The organism is Polaromonas sp., from assembly GCF_010365105.1.
Taxonomy (GTDB): Bacteria; Pseudomonadota; Gammaproteobacteria; order Burkholderiales; family Burkholderiaceae_C; genus Polaromonas.
This window is the reverse complement of sequence record NZ_JAAFGZ010000051.1, coordinates 1-18,600: the sequence shown is the minus strand read 5'-3', so window position 1 is coordinate 18,600 and position 18,600 is coordinate 1. Positions and strand designations below refer to the sequence as shown.

Below are 18,600 nucleotides of genomic sequence, written 5' to 3'. Positions count from 1 at the left end.
AAAAAATCCCAAAACCAGAAACTTCCAAACAGGGTCAGTTTCAGTGGTCGGGGAAATTACAGAACGAATGTTGCACTACCGTGGAACAATCGATTCGGCAGCTTACTTCAGGCTCAGCACCCACTCTGCCAGTTTTCTGGCTTCCGCTTCGTTGACCTGCGTATTGGCCGGCATCGGCACCGCACCCCAGACGCCAGAGCCGCCCTTCATGATTTTTGTTGCCAGCTTGGCCGTAGCGTCTTGTTGACCGGAATACTTCTTTGCAACGTCTTGATACGATGGACCCACCAATTTTTTATCAACGGTGTGACACGCCAGGCAATTCTTGGATTTGGCAAGCGCCTGATCAGCCAAGGCAGGAAGAGTCACCGCGATTGCGGCCATTAAAGCGAAAATCGAGCGTTTAATCATTGAGACCTTATCGGTTGGTTAGTAGTTGCTAAACGTCATTGTATTGATAAGCGTTGACACCCACTGCCGTAATGACAATCACGAAATGACAGGAATTTGACATGTATTTTTTAGGACTCGGGCTGGCTTTGCTCATCATGAAGTACCTGGCAGTCGGCCCGGTGGCCGACTGGAGCTGGTGGATCATTTTGGCGCCATTTGGCCTCGCCGTGCTCTGGTGGGCATGGGCTGACAACTCCGGCTATACAAAAAAGAAGGCGATGGAACGTGAAAATGATCGCCGGCAGGATCGAATTGACAGGAACCGGGAAAACATGGGAACTTCCACCAAGAAGAACCGGCGTTAAGGGCTCAGGCAGTGAGCAGAGCCGCTCAAAAAAACATCAATATCTACGCGCTCGCATGGCAATAGGCGCGTAGCCATGGTTAAGCGGGCCACTGCCCTTGCCGGTAAACACCTGCGCGCCCGCCTGCAAAGCCTCGCGCACAAAGTTGCGGGCCTGTTGCACGGCATCGGGCAGTGAAGCGCCCAAGGCCAGATAGGCCGCGATGGCCGACGACAAGGTGCAGCCGGTGCCGTGGGTGTTGGGACTGTCAATGCGTGGTGCCTCCATCCAGCGTTTTTCACCGCCGGCGCTCAGCAGCAAGTCCATCACGTTGTGGCCCGGCAAGTGACCCCCTTTGAGCAAAACGGCGCGCGCGCCTTTGGCCAGCAAGTCAAGTGCCGCCCGCTCCATGTCTTGCTTTGAGCCCAGCGGGTAGCCCACCAGCAGCGCGGCCTCATCCAGGTTGGGGGTGATCACTGCGGCGCGGCCAAACAACTCGCGCACCAGTACCTCGATCGCTGCGTTGTCAATCAACACCGCCCCGCTGGTGGCCACCATCACCGGGTCGAACACCACATGCTGCATGGCATGCCGGTCAATCGCCTGGGCGACCGTTTGCACGATTTCGGGCGAGTGCAACATGCCGATCTTGACCGCATCAGCGCCAATGTCTTCCATCACGGCGTCAATCTGGTCGCGCAGCATCTGCGGCGGCACCGCATGGATCGCGCGCACGCCGCAGGTGTTTTGCGCCGTGAGCGCAGTAATGGCAGTCATGCCGTAGCAACCCAGCGCCGAAAATGTTTTCAGATCAGCCTGTATGCCCGCGCCACCACCGCTGTCTGAGCCTGCAATGGACAGAACCCGGGGGTACTCAAATTTGAATGCATCCATAGTCATCAATTAATTCTCTCTTGTCGGGTCTTGATCAGACTGCGTCGATGAGTTGTCTCAGCCTGACCGCCGCCACACAGGGGTCTTGCGCCGCACACAGCGCGCTGACCACCGCCAGCCCATCGGCACCGGCCAATAGCACCTCGCGCGCGTTGCCAACATGAATCCCCCCAATCGCCACCAAGGGTACGGTTGTCGCCCGCCGGACCTGCCGCAAGCCTTCCAGTCCCCACGGTGGCAAGGTGTCAGTCTTGGTGAGTGTGGCAAAGATCGGGCTGACGCCCAGATAATCCACCGGCAGTTCGGCACTGCGCGCGACGTCTTCCAGGGTCTCAACCGACCAGCCAATGAAGACTTCGGACGGCAACAGCCGGCGCGCCTGCAGCACCGGCATGTCGCTTTGCCCCAGATGCACCCCCTGCGCGCCACAGGCCAGCGCAACGTCAATCCGGTCATTGATGACGAGTGGAATGTCATGTGGCGCCAGCAAATCCTTCAATGCCAGCGCCTGGGCTACAAAATCACGGGTATTGAGTTGCTTCTCGCGCAACTGCACACAGGTGACGCCGCCTTGCACCGCCGCGGCCACCACATCAGCCAGCGTACGGTCACCGGCGCAGAACTGGTCGGTGACCAGATACAAACGCAGTGCCTGCAAGCGCACGCCGGGTGCCAATGTGCTGGCGCCTACCACTGGGCAACTTCGAGCTTCAGCCGCTGCTCAAAAGTACGCTGGTCAAGCAACTGCAACTCGTCCAGCAAAGCCATTTGCAGGCTGCCGACACCCCGGCCATGCGCTATCACTTTTTCAGCCGCCACCTCACCCACCACGCCCAGCAAGGCCATCGCGGCCACTGTGGCGCGCCAGGCATCGGGCTGCACGGCACAAAATGCACCGATGAGTGCGGTGGCCGAGCAGCCCACGCCGGTGACACGGGTCATCCACGCATGCCCGTTGGACAGTTGCGCCCAACGATGGCTGGCATCCAGAATATGATCGATTTTCCCACTGACGCAAACGACGCCTTGGGTCCGCTGGACCAATGCCTGGGCCGCGCTCAGCGCATCGGTGGCGGCGGCGCTGCTGTCCACACCGCGTGTCTGTACAGCGGAGCCTGCAACGCTCATGATCTCCGAGCCATTGCCCCGCACCACCGTCGGCAAAGCCGTCAGCAAAAGCTGTTCAATGGATTCGTTTCGGTATGGGGTGGCACCGGCCCCCACCGGATCCAGCACCACGGGAATGCCACGCTTGGCGGCAGCGCGCAGCGCCAACTGCATGCTCTCGATCCAGTAAGGATCCAGCGTGCCAATATTGAGCACCAGCGCCTGGGCAATTCCGACCATGTCAGCCACCTCTTCATGCGCGTGCGCCATGACTGGAGACGCCCCGGCGGCCAACAGCACGTTGGCATTGAAATTGATCACCACCAGGTTGGTGATGCTGTGCACAAGAGGAGAGCGTTCGCGCACCGCGCAGACATCAGTCCAAAGATCAGCATGTGTGAGATTTGTGGCCATGTGGTTCCTGAAATAAAAGAAGACATGGGCCAGTCTGGCGAGGAAGGAACAAAGAAGCTTCCCTACGCTGGCACGACCCAGATCAGGTTCAAAGAGTATGTCTCAGTCACCCGCAGGCGACACCTCTAGCAAGGTCGAATTATCTCCCGAAATTGTCGTGAATTTCGTGCGACCAAGCAGCCTCTGGCAGAGCCCAGGCTGCCCCATGACCTCAGGCGGGAGCCGAAACCAGAAAGTCGCGGCTGATGTTGACGCCCAAATCATTGATTCGGTCCAGAAACTGCGTCAGGAACGCATGCAGGCCGGTCGCCAGAATCTCATCAATGCGCCCATACTTGAGTTCGGCGCGCAACTTACCGGCGCGGCGCTGGGTTTCGCCCGACTGGTCGTTGCCCACCAACTCCAGATTGCTGACCACTTCATTCAGGCTGGCGTGCAGCGAACGCGGCATGTCGGCACGCAGAATCAGCAGTTCGGCCACCCGTTCGGGCTTGATGATGTCCCGGTACACCTTGCGATAAACCTCAAAGCCCGACACGCTTCGCAGAATCGCACTCCAATGGTAGAAGTCGTACTCCATCGCCTTGCCATTGGCCGCATCAGAAAGGTCGGGTTGCAGCGCATGAAACTTCACGTCCACCAGACGCGCCGTGTTGTCGGCACGTTCCAGAAAAGTACCCAGGCGCATGAAGTGCAGCGCCTCATCCATCAGCATGGTGCCGACCGTCACGCCGCGCGACAGATGCGAGCGAAACTTGACCCATTCGAAAAACTGACCCGGATCACGTTCAAACTCGCCTGAGTTGATCATGCGCTGGACCTCCAGCCAGGTCTGGTTTTGTGTCTCCCACACCTCGGTGGTGAGCGTGCCACGCACAGCCCGCGCATTTTCGCGCGCCGCACTCAGGCATGAGACGATGCTCGACGGATTGCTCTCGTCCTTGACCATGAAATCCATCACGTTGCGCACGTTAATCTCTCCATGCGCATCGGTGTAGGTGGGCAGCAGCTCACTGATGCTGAGCAAGCCCTTCCACCCCACTTGCGCGGCAGCACTGGATTGGGGCAAGAGCGAGGTCTGGTAATTGACATCCAGCATGCGGGCCGTGTTCTCGGCCCGTTCGGTGTAGCGCGACATCCAGAACAGGTGATCAGCAGTGCGTGACAGCATGAAGGTTCTCCTTGAATTCAAGACGATTGGGTTTGGGATTGAGTCCGGGACGCCGTGGCGCTCGACGCCTCGGGCCCTGTGGGCAGAGCGGCCGCGTGGAGCGCTTCATCAGGCTCCAGAACCCAGGTATCTTTGGTGCCGCCACCTTGTGAGGAATTGACGACCAATGAGTCTTCTTTTAGCGCCACGCGGGTCAAGCCACCGGGCACCATTTGCACCGTCTTGCCGCTGAGAACATAGGGACGCAGATCAATATGGCGTGGCGCAATGCCACTTTCCACAAAAGTCGGGCAACTTGACAAGCTGAGCGTCGGTTGCGCGATGTAGCCACTCGGATCGGCCAGCAGCGCTCTGCGGAAATCCTCGATTTCGGCGCTCGTGGCAGCCGGTCCGACCAACATGCCGTAGCCACCGGCACCGTGCACCTTTTTGACCACAAGCTCTGTCATGTGGGCCAGCGTGTAGGCCAGATCGTCCTTGTTGCGGCACAGGTAGGTCGGCACGTTGTTGAGGATCGGCTTTTGACCCAGGTAAAACTCGATCATCTTGGGCACATAGGGGTAGATCGACTTGTCATCCGCCACACCGGTTCCGACCGCATTGCAGAGGGTCACGTGGCCAGCGCGGTATACGTCCAGCAGGCCGGCACACCCCAAGGTTGAGGTGGATCGGAACACCGTGGGGTCCAGAAAATCGTCATCCACCCGGCGGTAGATCACATCCACTCGCAGCGGGCCGCGCGTGGTGCGCATGTAGACGAACTTGTCTTTCACAAACAGGTCTTGCCCCTCCACCAGTTCGACCCCCATTTGCTGTGCCAGAAACGCGTGTTCAAAATAGGCGCTGTTGTGCATGCCCGGGGTCAGCACCACCACCGTGGGCTCGGCCGTCGTGGCGGGGCTGCTGTCACGCAGGGTCTCCAGCAGCAAGTCGGGGTAATGTGCAATCGGCGCCACACGGTGCGCGTTGAACAGCGCAGGAAACAGCCGCATCATCATCTTGCGGTTCTCCAGCATGTAGCTCACACCACTGGGCACGCGCAGGTTGTCTTCCAGCACGTAGTACTCACCCTCCCCTGCAACGTTGGGCGCGCGCACGATGTCGATGCCCGAAATGTGCGAATAGATGTTGTTGGGTACATCCACGCCCATCATCTCGGCGCGAAACTGGGCGTTGTGCTCGATCTGTTCGCGCGGCAGCACCCCGGCCTTGATGATCTCCTGTTCATGGTAGACGTCGTGCAGAAAACGATTGAGTGCGGTGACACGCTGCACCAGTCCACGCTCCAAAAAGGCCCAGTCCTGCGCCGCAATGATGCGCGGAATGAGGTCAAACGGAATCAGGCGTTCGGCACCAAAGCCCTGTTCGTCCTTATCGCCGTAGACTGCAAAAGTGATGCCGACGCGGCGGAAGATCATCTCGGCTTCTTCGCGCCGTTTGGCCATCATGTCGCCCGGCTGGCGCGCCAGCCACTCGTCATAAATCCTGTACTGGTCTCGAATCTGCGCCCCCTTCGTGAAAAACTGGTAGGGCAGCTGGGTGTACATCTCGTCGAATTTCTGCATAAGCTTCATCACTCCTGCCTCTAGCTTAGCAAGCTTTGCGCCAACCCAGAATGGGGCACACGTCTGACGTGACTTCTTTTCTCAGCGTGAAGTAAGCGAGTATGGACCGACAGGCTGTTGCGCAAGCTCGATCAACCAGCGAACCTCAAACCCAGTCACATTCGCACGTGAAGTGACGCAGGAACTGCGGCTGCTTGGTAATCTTCACGCCACGTATGCTGGCCGCCTTTTGCTTGACTTCGTCAATCACCTCAGCGGCGTAATCGAAGTGACTCTGCGTGTACATGCGCCGCGGAAAGGCCAGCCGCACCAGTTCCATGCTGTGGTAGGTTTCGCTGCCATCAGGCAGCCGCTTGCCGAACATCACGGAGCCAATTTCAACCCCGCGAATGCCACCCTCCAGGTACAGGGCATTGCACAGCGCCCAGGCCGGGTAATGGGCCATCGGCATGTTGGGCAGCACGGTTTTGGCATCAATGTAAACCGCGTGGCCGCCGGTCGGCTTGACGAAGCCCACGCCCGAGGCCTCCAGCCGCTCGCCCAAGTATTCTGCCGTGCGCAGGCGGTAGCGCAGGTAGTCTTCCTGCATACCTTCCTCCAGCCCCACGGCCAGCGCCTCCAAGTCGCGACCGGCCAGGCCCCCATAGGTGGGGAATCCTTCCGTCATGATCAGCACGTTGCGCACCGCGTCCATCCACTCGTCGCTGCGCAGCACGATGAAGCCGCCAATATTGACCATACCGTCTTTTTTGGCGCTCATGGTGGCCCCGTCGGCGTAACTGAACATCTCCTGCACGATTTGCTTGATGGGGGTGTTTTCATAACCGGGATCGCGCATCTTGATGAACATGGCGTTTTCCGAGAAGCGGCAAACGTCCATGATCAAGGGCTTGCCGTACGCTTTGAGCAGCTTGGCGTAAGCACGAATGTTGGCCATGGACACCGGCTGGCCGCCGCCCGTGTTATTGGTCACGGTGATCATGCCAAACGGGATGCGCGCGCTCTCAAGCTTGAGCAGCGCCTCGACCCTGGCCAGATCGATGTTGCCCTTGAACGGGTAGATCAGCGCCGGTTGCAAGCCCTCAGCAATGACCAGATCGACCGCCTCGACGCCAAGGTATTCCAGATTCGCGCGGGTGGTGTCAAAGTGCGAGTTATTGGGTACCAGATCGCCTTTTTTACAGGCCGCTGTGAACAGCACTTTCTCAGCCGCGCGCCCCTGGTGCGTCGGTACAAAGTGCTGCATGCCGGTGATGTCCTGGATCACCGCCTCTAACCGATAAAAGCTGCGCGCCCCGGCGTAACTTTCGTCACCCTCCATGATGGCGCCCCACTGCCTGGAGGACATGGCGCCAGTGCCGGAATCGGTCAGCCAGTCAATCAGCACGTCTTCGGCGCGCAGCTTGAAGACGTTGAGCTTGGCGACCTCCAGCAGCTTTTCACGTTCGGGCCGCGTCGTCATGCGGATGGGCTCGACGCTTTTAATACGAAACGGTTCAATCAGGGTTTTAGGCATGGCAATGTTTGAGAAGTTGTTAGACGGTGGCTGAAGGTAGCACCGCCAAAATCAGCGTGGTGTCGGGTAATTCCAACAGAAGCAAAATATGCGCCCGTCAGGCCTACTCAAGGTACCCGATGCTGCCAATAACGCAAGGCCTCTGATCGCTGGCATCGCACCTCTTGCGGCAGCGTCGACTGCCAAATCGCTGCACCACAATGGGGCGAATCGATCACACGTATGTGGCGCTCCTGGTAGTGCACCAAAACTGATGCCGCCGGGTGCCCAAAGCGGTTGCGGTACCCGGCTTGCACCAGCGCAATCTGCGGCTGCACCGCGTCCAGAAACACAGCGCTGCTGGACGATTTGCTACCGTGGTGTGGCACCAGCAGAACATCGGCCTTGAGGTTAGCGCCCTCAAGCACAAGCTGGGCTTCCTGCGTCTGCTCAATATCACCGACCAGCAGCACTGACTGCCTGCCATTGGACAGGCGCAGCACGCAGCTCATGGCGTTGCTCTTGCGCACCGTGCCGTAGTCGGCGGCCTGCGGGTGCAGCACCTCAAAATCGACGCCGTCCCAGTGCCAGCGCTGCCCGCTGACGCAGCGCGTGACCGGGCGCACGGCCTGCAGCTCATGTGCATCCTCAATCGAACTGAGCAAGCTCGCCTGCGGCTGCATCGCCAACAGCGCCAGCGCGCCACCGCTGTGGTCGCTGTCACGGTGACTCAGCAGCAAGGTATCGAGCGGCACATCAAGGGCGCGCAGCAACGGCACCAGCACCCGGTGACCGGCATCACTCTCACGGCTAAAGCGCGGCCCGGCGTCATACAGCAAGGCATGGTGGGCGGTGCGCACCAACACGGCATTGCCCTGCCCGATGTCGGCAGCCAGCAACTCGAACTGACCTTCTGGGGGGCGCGGCGCCTGCCACAGCAACACCGGCAGCATCAAGGGCAGGCCCAGCAGCCGCAGGCTCCAGGGCAACTGCATGACCAGCACGGCGCCGCCGATGACACCGGCCACGCCAGCCCACAGCGGCGCTTGCGCCACGCTGATCGTTGCAAAGGGCAAGGCCGCCAACATTTGCAGATACCAGGTCAAGGCGGCAATGGCCCACGCCGCCACATCCCACAGCGGCGCCACCGCCACGCCCGCCATCGCCAGCGGCGTCACCACCAGCGTGACCCAGGGGATGGCCAGCGCATTGGCCACCAGCCCCACCACCGAGACCTGCCCAAACAGCAGCAGCGTCAAGGGCGTCAGCGCCAGTGTGATCACCCCTTGCTCCCGAAACATGGAGGTAAATCGGCCTCTAGCCCCCGTTCTTACTGCATTAGTAGCTCCCGAATCAGAAGCAAAAAGGATTCCAACGGCCACAAAGCTGAGCCAGAACCCAGCCTGTAGCAGCGCCCACGGATCCACGGCCACCACCATCGCGCATGTCAGCAGCCAGACATGCGGCCAGGGCCAACGCTTGCCGCTCAGGCGCAGCAAACCCACGGTGGCGAGCATCAGCACGGTGCGCTGCGAGGGCACACCCCAGCCGCTGAACAGGGCATAGGCCGCCGCCAGCAACACGCCGCCGACCAGGGCCGCACTGGGCGCCGGTAGCCACAGGCACAGCCGACTGGAGCGCCGCCACAACCAGCTCACCAGCAGCGCGGCGAGCCAGGCAAACATGGTCACGTGCAAGCCTGAAATACTCATCAGGTGCGCCACACCCGTGGCCCGAAAGACATCCCAATCGGCCCGGTCGATGGCGCTTTGGTCACCCACCACCAGGGCGGCGATCAGTCCGGCATATTGGCGGTCCTCTACCTGCCCAAATATCTGCTCGCGCACCCGTTGGCGCGCCAATTCCACCGGATGCCGATGCGTTTGGGTCAGCCGCTGCGGCGTCGGGTCTTTGGGCCCGGCGCGCACATAGCCGGTGGCCTGCAAGCCCTGCTCCCACAGCCAGAGCTCAAAGTCATAGCCAAAGGGGTTGCTGGCGCCATGCGGCGCCTTCAGGCGCACGGTGAATTGCCAGCGCTCGCCGGCCTGCACCGCCGTTGGCTGACGTTGCAGCACATCCCCCAAGTCAGCATCGCCGCCGGCAAAACGGTCGGCATACCAGGCCAGATAGAGTCGCGGCGGCAGGCGAACGGACTGCCCCTGTTGTTGCGCCGACTCCACATTCAGGCGAAAACGCAAACCGGTCTCGCTGCGCTGCGGCATGGCGGCAATGACGCCGGTCACTGCGACGTCGCGCCCTTCCAGGCTGGCATCCAGCGCGTGGTCTGCATAAGCCGAGGCGCGCAGCCCGGTCAAACCGAAAGCCAGCACGCCAAAGGCCAGCGCCATCAGCGCGTTGCGATAAAAACTTGCTATTGATTTAATAGCTGTAAACGCATACAGCACGAGGGCCAGCATCACAAATGATGCATAAACTGGCCAAACCCACAAGCCCGGCTGTTGCAGCTGCCAGGCGGTGCCGGCCACAAAACCCAACAGCGCCGGGACGATCAGCCGCGCGCGGGCGGCGCTGTGGGTCGGGGCGGCGTACATGGCGTTGATGCTAAGCGCCCGCTACATCGACAGCGACCCCTCCCGGAACTCCGTTTTATCGAGCCAGACGTTCACCAATACCGGCTTGCCGCTGAGCGCCAGCACGCGGGCGCGGGCCAGAGCCGCGGGGACTTCCGCCATGGTTTTCACCACGATGCCTTCGGCGCCAAAGCCGGCCGCCACCGCGTGGTAGTCGCTGCGGGCCAGCACGGTGGCCACGTCGTCATGCAGCATCTTGACCTGCTCACGGGCAATCTGGGTCCAGCCCGCGTCGTTGCCGACCAGCGCAATCACGGGGATGCCGTGGCGCACGAAGGTGTCGAACTCGACCAGACCATAGCCACTGGCGCCGTCGCCCAGGATGATCCAGACTTCGCTGCCCGGTCGCGCCAGCGCGGCGCCGAGCGCAAAGCCTGCCCCCACGCCCAGCGTGCCGAAGGCGCCGGGGTCGAGCCAGCTCAGCGGCGTGCGCGGGTGCAGCACATAGGAGGCGGTGGCGACAAAGTCGCCGCCATCAGCCACCAGCACGGCATTGTCGCCCAGCTCTTTCTCCAGTGTGCGAAACAGCGCGATCGGGTTGACGAACTCACCGCTGGCCTGCGCTTGCTGGTCAATCTCCAGCTCACGTTCGCCGTCGCGTCCGCGCAGTTCCGCGATCCACGCGGCCAGGCGTGACCCGGCTACGGTGCTGGTCGCCTGTGCTTGCGCTAGCGCCTGCAGGAACAGGCCGGCGTCGCCAATGGCGGCGATGTCGGGCTTGCGGTTCAGGCGCGCGTCCTTGGCGCTGCGGTTGGCGGCGATCAGCGTGGCGCTGCGCCGCACATGTTTGCCGTAGTCGAGCCGGAAGTCGCAGGGCACGCCCGCCAGCAGCACGCAATCGGATTCGCGCAGGGCCTGGCGGCGCTGGTGGCGCATCTGCAGCGGGTGGTCGCGCCCCAGCAAGCCGCGCGCCATGCCTGACAAATAGACCGGGATGCCGAGCTGGGCCACGGCCTGGGCCAGATGATCAGCTTGTTTTGAGAGCACCAGCGCCTGGCTGCCGATCACCAGCAAGGGCCTCTCGGCCTTGGCCAGCGCCGCCAGCGCCGCCTGCAGGCGGCCATCGGGCGCGCGCGGCGGCACCACGGGGCGCACCTGCGGCGGGGTCACCGCAGCGCTGCCGTCGAACATCTTTTTGACATGACGATTCAGATAGAAACGCAACAGCCGGTCGGCGACGGACGTGCCTTTGCCCGCCGCGTCGGCGTACCACTGGCGAATCGACACCTCGTCGTACAGCAGGTCGACCGGGCACTCGATGAACACCGGCCCCGGCACCCCGGCCTGCGCCACGGCAAAAGCTTCATCGACGGCCGGGCCAAGTTCACGCACGCACCGGATCTTGATGAAGCGCTTGACGTGCGGCGCCACCAGCGGGCGCTGGTCGATGTCCTGCAGGGCGCCGCGCCCCTGCAGTGCGGTCGGCGCGGCGCCGCCGATGAGAATCACCGGTGACTGCGCCAACTGCGCATTTTTCAGGGCCGTGATGGTGTTGCTGATGCCCGGCCCCGCCGTGACGGCCGCCACGCCCGGCAAGCCCGACAGCCGCGCGGTGGCGTCGGCGGCAAACACGGCGGTGGCTTCGTCGCGCACATCGACGATGCGGATGCCGCGCGCTTTGGACGCGCTCAGGATGGGAGAAATATGGCCGCCGCAGAGCGTAAAGACGCAGCGCACGCCGTGCGCCTGCAGGGCTTCAGCGACGCGGTCGCCGCCGTGGCGGATGGATGTGCTTGGCATGGTGTCGTGTTTCCCGCTTAAGCCCAATGAACCGGGCCGCGGCCGGTGTACCAAACCTCTACCTGGGCAGCCACCGCCGCTTCGATGCGACCGCGTTTGATTTTCATGGTCGGCGTGAGGCAGCCGTTTTCGATCGACCAGGGCTCGCGTGCCACGACGATCATGCGCAGGTGTTCATATTCAGGCACCTGCTGGTTCACGTCCTGAAGCAACTGACCCAGCTCGTCCTGAACTCTCGCTCGCACATTGGGGTCGCCCATTTGCGGGCGCAGGCTTTCGGCCAGCACCACCATCGCATAGGCGGAAGGCTGACCAACGCCCGACACCAGCGACAGCTCGACCATCGGATGCGCATTGAGCAGGTTCTCGATCGGCGCCGGCGCCACGTACTTGCCCTTGGCCGTCTTGAACAGCTCCTTGGCGCGCCCGGTGATCTTGAGCAGTCCGTCGGACCTCAGCTCGCCGAGGTCGCCGGTGCGGAAAAAACCATCCTCTGTGAACGACGACGCCGTCAGCTCCGGCTGTTTGTAGTAGCCGCTGAACTGCCCGGGCGACTTGATCAGAATCTCGCCTTCGTCGCTGATTCGTACCTGCACGCCGGGCATTGCCACCCCGACATAACCGGGCTCGTTGAACTTCTCGTTCGAGCCGTGCGAGAACGAATTGTCCTCGGTCATGCCGTAGCCTTCATACAGTTTCAGGCCGAGACGCCGATACCAGGCGATGAGGTCGGGCGGGATCGGCGCCGACCCGCTGGCCGCGTTGCGGACCTGATCCAGCCCCAGACCCTTGAGCACCTTCTTCGCGACGATGCGGCCGAGGATCGGAATGCGGAGCAATCGATCAAGCTTTTCCGGCGCCATCTTCGTGAAGACGCCCTGCTGGAACTTGAGCCACAGCCGCGGCACCGAGATGAAGACCGTCGGCCTCGCGCGCTGCAGGTCCGTCAGGAAAGTGTCGAGCGCCTCGGCGAAAAAGACGTGCGCCTCGCCGCCGACCAGCGTCGACGCTTCGACGCACGAGCGCTCGAAGCTGTGCGCCAGCGGCAGGTAAGACAGAAGTCGGATTTCGGTTGCCGGGCCGAGGCGCTCACGGGTGTAGTTGGAAAAGCCTTCCCCCGCGCGAGTGATGGCACCGAAGCTCACCATCACGCCCTTGGGCTGCCCGGTGGAACCCGAGGTATAGATCAGCATGGCCAGTTCGTCGGCGCCGCGTTGCGGGCGGCCACCGAGCGGATCAGTGCGCGCCACGATGGCATCCCAGGTGTCGTAGTCGGTCGGCGGCGCCAGCGGAAAGGCAATGCGTGGCAGACTGGCCGGCACGCCCGGCTTCTGCGCCTCCCAGGTGTCGAGCTTGCCCACGAACAGCAGACTGGCGCCGCTGTGTTCCAGCACGAAGTGCACGGTCTCGGCGACTTCGGTCGGGAAGATCGCCACCGTGGTGTAGCCGGCCATCCAGATCGCCAATTCAGCCATAAAAAAGTGCGCGCAATTCTTGGACAGGATGGCGACGCGTGCGCCGCGTTCCAGGCCGCGACTTTGCAGATGCGCCGCCATGCGCCGCGCCTGGTCGACGGTTTGCGCCCAGGTGTAGTCCGTCATCTTCCCGGCGCCGACCGGCTGGCTCAGGAAAACCCGTTCGGGGTGGGCGTCGGCGTGGTCGTAGACGTAGTCGAGGATCAGTTTTGAATTGGTCATGGGGCGTCCTATTTTTTTATCACGCCAGCAGGGGGCGTAGCGGTCGACTATGACCTGCAATACCCATGCCGTCACACGGGTTTACCCGTGTTATCGATAAAAATTAACCTCCAGCCCCCGTCCATGCTAGGTAATTAGCTATTATTAACATAGTACCGTTGCAGGCAGCTGGACATTGATCAAACTGGTCAAAGCCAAGCAAACTGGCCTGTCAGTTTGGGGACCGGGGTCTCGCGTCAAGCGTTTGCGTCATGAAACCTGACTGCATTGCGCCCCTCTTGCTTGGCCTGGTACATGGCCGCATCGGCCCACTTGAGGATGTCGTCCTGCGCGGTTTCGTTGTCAATGAAGATCACCGCACCAATGCTGGCCGTGCAGCAATGCCTCAACAAGGTGTCGCTCCGGCCCTCGTGCTGCACCATGATCAGGTAGGGTTCAGACAGGCTGATGCGGATTTTCTCGGCAACGGCTTGCGCCTGGTCGGTCGATAGCGCCCGATCGGTACTCAACTCACTGAGCATCACCACAAACTCGTCGCCGCCGAAGCGCCCGATGGTGTCAATCTCGCGCACGCAATGGGTCAGGCGCCTGGCCACCTCGATCAATAACAGATCGCCCAACAAGTGCCCATGTGTGTCATTGAGTGGTTTGAAATTATCCAGATCAAGAATCATCAGCGCGCAATAGCAGACACTGCGCCTGCTGGCTGCCATGGCCTGACTCAAACGGTCGGTGAGCAAGCGACGGTTGGGAAGCTGGGTCAGCGGGTCATAGAAGGCAAGTTGACGCACCTGCTCTTCCATCTGTTTGCGCTCGGTAATGTCGTGGGTGACGGCAAGCTGCACCGTCTCCCCATGGTCGAGCATGGGCACTGCATGGGTTTCCAGCCAGCGCCGCCCCCCCTTGAGGCCGATCACCTCGAACTGCATTTGCATCCTTTCACCCGCCAGCACGCGCTGGTGCAAATCCGCAAAAGCAGAGCGGCATTCGGGTGCGATGAGATCAAGCACCGGGCGCCCAGCCACCTGCGCCAGCGAATCGGCCTCAATCATCGCCAGTCCGGCCGGATTCATGTGCAGCAAGCGCCCGTGGGCATCAACAATTTTGATGCACTCGGGTTCGTTCTCGATGATGGTCTGCAAATGCAATTCGCTCGCTTTCAACTCCGCTGTCTGCTCTGCCACCCGCTGCTCAAGCGTTTCGTTAACCTCCTGAATCTTATCGAACTGTGCCTTCAGCAAATTAGACATTTCCCTGAAATTGCCAATCAGGTCATTGGTTTCCTTGATCGCTGTTTCAGGCCACACAATGGCTTTGTCGCTGGCTGCCAACCTGGCCGGCAGGTTGCGGGTCAATGACCCCAGAACATCGAGCGTGCCCATGATTTGGCGGCTCAGGAATTCGGCCAGTGGCAGCGCCGCCAGCAAAATCACAAACAACAGCGTCAGTTTGCCGCTGTAATTGCTGTAGAGCATTTTCTGGAAAGGCGCTACCGGCTGCTCCAGGATCAATGTCCACTCGGCCAGGTCACCGACGCCAGATTGAACGATGTAAAGCGAGTCTTGCCAGCGATCAGAGATCGAAGTGTTGGCAGACAGCGAAGGCAACCACTGACTGATATCGGCATCAAGTTGACTGAGCTTTCCTTCGCGGCGAGCAAAAGGTTTCATCACCGCTTGATCGCTGCGATTGCTCATGATGACATGGTCATTTTTGTCCAGCAAGGTGTAGAGCACCGAATGACCCATCGTGCTGCTGTCAAGTTGCTCGCGGATCTGCCCCAAACTCAGTATGCCGGTCACATAGCCGCCATATTTCCCATCAATGATCACCGGCGCGCGCGCCGCCACCATGGGCTTGGCGATGCCAACTCTGTCCATGATGACTTCCGAGACCATCGGTTGAAGGGTTCGCTTGAGGTCTGGGATGAAGGGGCGATCAGCAAAGTTGTTGCCAATGGTGCTGTGCCCCAAGTCATCGAGCAACGGAAAGTAGGCCGTGCTTGTCGCCTCGCGGTCCATCAGCCCAACGCGCAAAAAATTGGCATCCGACTTCTGCGCCTGCTCCAGATGATCTTGCATCTGCTGCGGAGTTTGTCCGGCCGCCATCTCGGCCAGCTTGAGAACGGCAGATTTCCTGTTGATCACCCAGGTGTTCACATAGTGATCCAAGCGCGCGCTGTCTTGCAGCAGTGACGCTCGAATCCGGTGGTCAGTTTCGGCAAAATCAGCGCGGCTGCCAATCGCCAGCATGATCAAGCCCGGAAACAGTACAAAAGCGGTCAGCAGGTTGTAGATGATCTCGCGAAACGAGGTCTGCGACGACCGAAACCCGAGCACCAGCCCTGTGAAAATCAGCCGCGCCAGCAAGGCATTGGCAATGCCATTGACAGCTTGCTTGGTCATGATGAGGGTGGCACTGCTGAGCGGCACTTGCATCACCAGGCGGTAAAAAACGAACACCAGCGGCATGCCGATCAGCAGCCAAAACAAGGTGTCGGCCAGCACCATGCCAAGCCGGCGCCGCGTCATCAGAACACCGACACACAACGCCTCCGCGCTGAGGATAATGATGGCGTAGGGGTGATTCCACAGAACGTAGGTATAGCTGGCGATCAGCGCGGCAGCCAGCGTGCCCCAGCCGAGCCCGAAATATTGCAGCGCCAGCATGGCGAAGATGCTGCCGAACAAGAAGTCAATATTGAGAAAAATCGGAAAACTGAAATAGTTGCCCGCCAAACCGGCAGCAACCAGAAACACAAACAACAGCAAGTTGTCGGGGTGTCTGGTGGTGCTGCTGATCAAAGAACTGTTCACATTGGGCTTTGTGGTTAAGACAAATCTCCACTTAAAACAGCATCAAGATCGCCATCTTTGTCACCATCTTTGGCCTGCTAACAAGCTTCCCGATCCGATTCACCCACCGGGGCCGCTTTGGCGACCACTTTCGCTGGTGCTTTGGCGGAATTCTTCCACACAGCCTTTGTCGACGGCGCCGCCCAGAACAGAAAAAGCTCAGCCCAAACAAACGCCAATGGCAACTTGAGACTTGATTTCATGATGGCTTTCGTGACTTTTGTTACAAATGGTAGAGCATTGGCCACGATCATTGCTTGCGTTTAATCAGTATTCAAATCAAAGATCGTCCCGGCATCTGGGCTGACCAGTCAATCGGGTCCTGCTGCAGCACCATATTTACCAATGAATCCTTTTCTTTTTACTCAAAGGTTACGCTAAAGGTTACGCCAAATAGGAGGTTTACCCCCTGCCCTACCCCACCTGCTACAGATAGTGTGACAGCATTGATAACTCACCTGCCCAACCCGCATCGGGCGTGGACGGGTGTGATTCAAAGTGGTGTGCCCTTGGCTCACACGACATAGGGCGCAGCAGCCGAAGCCACTACCAAAAAGGCTGCCCTTTTAGGGGCGCTGCTCCGTGTTCCCGGCCATGCGAGATGCCCTGCCTCACTGCGGGTTGAGGCACCCACTTGGAATCGCACCCGGCGTGGACGGCCCACGGCACATGAGTTATCAACATATGAGTGAGTGTGGTCAACAATCTTGATGCTCCGATAACCACGTTTGACGATGGTCGGCCACCCGACTGGCAGGTTACGATCAAGTCTCAACCGACCTCCGCGCCAGTCACCGCTACACCCGCTTGTGGCAGATTGCGGGTTCTCCCGTTTTGGTTTCGAAAGTCAGCAATGCAGCGTTTGCTGACATAGGTCGGCCAGGCATGCCCGCTCGATACCTGACTTTCACCCCAGTACCCTGACCGTCAGCAATGAGGCGATGATTTCGCCAAACTGAGCACCCGCCACCTCTGCTTACCCGAATTGCGTATCGCTCCATTGCTGGCGCTCAAGTTTGACGGTCGGCTTCTTCATGCGCTGTGGGCTCTGCGACATTGGTGCCCAGGGGGCTTGGGTGCCAGAGTCGCTGAGCAACGACTCTGGACAGTTATTTTCGATGCCGACAAAGTGGTGGGCGCTCAATACTCGATAAAGCAACTTCTTTTCTGTAAATTTCCGAAATTTTGTTTTGGGCGTTGTTGATTTGTAGCGTTCAGGGCTTCATGGTCAGATAGATTTTTGCGGTCATCCACTCCTCATCTTGTTCAGCCAGCAGGGCACTGATTAGGCGCAGGCAACTGTCTGGGTTGGGAAACAAAGTCGCGACACGCGTTCGGCGCTTGAGCTCCTTGTTCAAGCGCTCCAGGCCATTGGTGGTGCGCATGCGCACCCGGTGGGTCTCGGGCAGGTCAAAGACTGCAAATCCCTCAGGCAGCCCAGGCGGCCAGTTGCGGGTGGCTGACCTGCCAGTCTTTGAGTGCTGCGTTGAGCAGCCGCTGTGCCTCAATGGCATCGCTTGCATTGAAGATGCCCCGTATTTGCCGGGCCACCGGTGTGCGCTGGTCCAGCCGACTGACGTAGCCCTGCGCGTTGTGTTGCAGGTGGAACTGGCAGCGCTGCCAGGGCACGCCGGGAAACATCGCCTTGCGCGCCGCTTTGAGGCCGGCATGGTCATCGCTGGCGATGAACTTGACACCGCGCAGGCCGCGCTCAATCAGGCTGTCCAGAAAGGCCCGCCAATGCACCTCCGCCTCTGACAGCGCCACCGAGACACCCAGCACCCGGCGATGGCCGGATGCGGTCACGCCGATGGCCACCAAAACCGCACAGTCCACCACCCGGCCAGCCTCACGCACACGCTCATAACGCGCATCCAGAATCACGTACGGTGTGTCATCCAGGGGACGGGTACGCCAGGCCTGCAAACCCGTATCCAGCAGCGCCGTACAGCGGCTGATTTGCGTGCTGGAGATGCTCACCTCCGGCCCCACCAGCTTTTGCAACACTTCAATGACCTTGCGGGTCGAGACGCCCTGCACATACATCTCGGCCAGCGCCAGATTCATGGCCTGCTCGGAACGACTCCCGCGCTCCAGGGCGCTGGGATAGAAGCCACCAGAGCGTACCTGCGGCACCTCGAAGGTGACTTCGCCCATGCGGGTCAGGACGGTCTTGTTCTTGTAGCCGTTGGCGTAATCCACGCGCTGCGCAGAACGCTCATAAGGCGTGGCCTGGAGGTGCTGGGCACGCTCAATGCGGGAGGCCTCATTGACCAGGATGCGCAAGGCCTCGCCAGCACCATCCAGACCGTTGGCAAGCAGGCAGGCATAGGC

At 60.6% G+C, this 18,600-nt stretch carries 13 protein-coding genes, 1 pseudogene and 1 riboswitch; of the genes and pseudogenes, 1 reads left to right on the top strand and 13 read right to left on the bottom strand.

The genetic code is table 11. The features are described from left to right. Positions 1 to 102: 102 nt before the first annotated feature. Entirely contained in the window at positions 103 to 408 is a 306-nt protein-coding gene (locus tag GZ092_RS20225) for a c-type cytochrome (protein WP_293639052.1), read from the bottom strand. A gap of 104 nt (positions 409 to 512) precedes the next feature. Between GZ092_RS20225 and GZ092_RS20220 the strand changes: the two genes are divergently transcribed. Beyond that, positions 513 to 758, top strand: a complete 246-nt coding sequence (locus GZ092_RS20220) for a TIGR04438 family Trp-rich protein (RefSeq protein ID WP_293639050.1) — start codon at positions 513 to 515, stop codon at positions 756 to 758. A gap of 36 nt (positions 759 to 794) precedes the next feature. On the opposite strand, the gene thiD is transcribed toward GZ092_RS20220, so the two are convergent. The 12 genes and pseudogenes from thiD to GZ092_RS20160 all read right to left on the bottom strand — a co-directional run bounded on the left by thiD (position 795) and on the right by GZ092_RS20160 (position 18,552). After that, a complete protein-coding gene (gene thiD, locus GZ092_RS20215; RefSeq protein WP_293639048.1) occupies positions 795 to 1,637 on the bottom strand; it encodes a bifunctional hydroxymethylpyrimidine kinase/phosphomethylpyrimidine kinase in 843 nt (280 codons plus the stop codon). A gap of 28 nt (positions 1,638 to 1,665) precedes the next feature. Next, positions 1,666 to 2,325: a thiamine phosphate synthase gene (gene thiE, locus GZ092_RS20210; RefSeq protein WP_293639046.1), complete on the bottom strand. Its 660-nt coding sequence runs from the start codon at positions 2,323 to 2,325 to the stop codon at positions 1,666 to 1,668. Beyond that, positions 2,319 to 3,152 carry a hydroxyethylthiazole kinase gene (gene thiM / locus GZ092_RS20205; RefSeq protein WP_293639045.1) on the bottom strand — a complete coding sequence of 278 codons (834 nt, stop codon included), beginning with the start codon at positions 3,150 to 3,152 and terminating at the stop codon, positions 2,319 to 2,321. The genes thiE and thiM overlap by 7 nt, the downstream gene beginning before the upstream one ends. A 42-nt stretch (positions 3,153 to 3,194) precedes the next feature. Beyond that, positions 3,195 to 3,289, bottom strand: a riboswitch (TPP riboswitch). 74 nt (positions 3,290 to 3,363) lie between these two features. Beyond that, entirely contained in the window at positions 3,364 to 4,323 is a 960-nt protein-coding gene (locus GZ092_RS20200) for an alpha-E domain-containing protein (RefSeq protein WP_293639044.1), read from the bottom strand. A gap of 17 nt (positions 4,324 to 4,340) precedes the next feature. Then, positions 4,341 to 5,888, bottom strand: coding sequence for a circularly permuted type 2 ATP-grasp protein (locus tag GZ092_RS20195; RefSeq protein ID WP_293639051.1), 1,548 nt, complete (start codon positions 5,886 to 5,888; stop codon positions 4,341 to 4,343). Positions 5,889 to 6,033: 145 nt separating this feature from the next. Continuing rightward, positions 6,034 to 7,404 carry a tryptophanase gene (locus GZ092_RS20190; protein WP_293639043.1) on the bottom strand — a complete coding sequence of 457 codons (1,371 nt, stop codon included), beginning with the start codon at positions 7,402 to 7,404 and terminating at the stop codon, positions 6,034 to 6,036. A 107-nt stretch (positions 7,405 to 7,511) separates the two neighbouring features. Next, positions 7,512 to 9,935 (bottom strand): DNA internalization-related competence protein ComEC/Rec2, encoded by a 2,424-nt coding sequence (locus tag GZ092_RS20185; protein WP_293639042.1) that lies wholly within the window; start codon positions 9,933 to 9,935, stop codon positions 7,512 to 7,514. A gap of 21 nt (positions 9,936 to 9,956) precedes the next feature. Continuing rightward, complete coding sequence (locus tag GZ092_RS20180; RefSeq protein ID WP_293639041.1) at positions 9,957 to 11,714, bottom strand: thiamine pyrophosphate-binding protein; 1,758 nt, start codon at positions 11,712 to 11,714, stop codon at positions 9,957 to 9,959. 17 nt (positions 11,715 to 11,731) lie between these two features. Further along, positions 11,732 to 13,411 (bottom strand): AMP-binding protein, encoded by a 1,680-nt coding sequence (locus GZ092_RS20175; RefSeq protein ID WP_293639040.1) that lies wholly within the window; start codon positions 13,409 to 13,411, stop codon positions 11,732 to 11,734. Between the two features lie 236 nt (positions 13,412 to 13,647). Beyond that, on the bottom strand, positions 13,648 to 16,215 hold the full coding sequence (locus GZ092_RS20170; RefSeq protein WP_293639039.1) for a diguanylate cyclase: 2,568 nt from the start codon (positions 16,213 to 16,215) through the stop codon (positions 13,648 to 13,650). An 89-nt stretch (positions 16,216 to 16,304) separates the two neighbouring features. Beyond that, positions 16,305 to 16,520 carry a hypothetical protein gene (locus GZ092_RS20165; protein WP_293639037.1) on the bottom strand — a complete coding sequence of 72 codons (216 nt, stop codon included), beginning with the start codon at positions 16,518 to 16,520 and terminating at the stop codon, positions 16,305 to 16,307. A 960-nt stretch (positions 16,521 to 17,480) separates the two neighbouring features. After that, positions 17,481 to 18,552: pseudogene (locus GZ092_RS20160) on the bottom strand (IS256 family transposase). Between the last annotated feature and the right edge of the window lie 48 nt (positions 18,553 to 18,600).

Excerpts from the sequence above, each read along its gene's own strand:
- GZ092_RS20220 (WP_293639050.1), top strand. The coding sequence starts at position 513 with ATGTATTTTTTAGGACTCGGGCTGGCTTTGCTCATCATGAAGTACCTG.
- thiD (WP_293639048.1), bottom strand. The coding sequence starts at position 1,637 with ATGACTATGGATGCATTCAAATTTGAGTACCCCCGGGTTCTGTCCATT.
- thiM (WP_293639045.1), bottom strand. The coding sequence starts at position 3,152 with ATGGCCACAAATCTCACACATGCTGATCTTTGGACTGATGTCTGCGCG.
- GZ092_RS20200 (WP_293639044.1), bottom strand. The coding sequence starts at position 4,323 with ATGCTGTCACGCACTGCTGATCACCTGTTCTGGATGTCGCGCTACACC.
- GZ092_RS20195 (WP_293639051.1), bottom strand. The coding sequence starts at position 5,888 with ATGCAGAAATTCGACGAGATGTACACCCAGCTGCCCTACCAGTTTTTC.
- GZ092_RS20190 (WP_293639043.1), bottom strand. The coding sequence starts at position 7,404 with ATGCCTAAAACCCTGATTGAACCGTTTCGTATTAAAAGCGTCGAGCCC.
- GZ092_RS20185 (WP_293639042.1), bottom strand. The coding sequence starts at position 9,935 with ATGTACGCCGCCCCGACCCACAGCGCCGCCCGCGCGCGGCTGATCGTC.
- GZ092_RS20180 (WP_293639041.1), bottom strand. The coding sequence starts at position 11,714 with ATGCCAAGCACATCCATCCGCCACGGCGGCGACCGCGTCGCTGAAGCC.
- GZ092_RS20175 (WP_293639040.1), bottom strand. The coding sequence starts at position 13,411 with ATGACCAATTCAAAACTGATCCTCGACTACGTCTACGACCACGCCGAC.
- GZ092_RS20165 (WP_293639037.1), bottom strand. The coding sequence starts at position 16,520 with ATGATCGTGGCCAATGCTCTACCATTTGTAACAAAAGTCACGAAAGCC.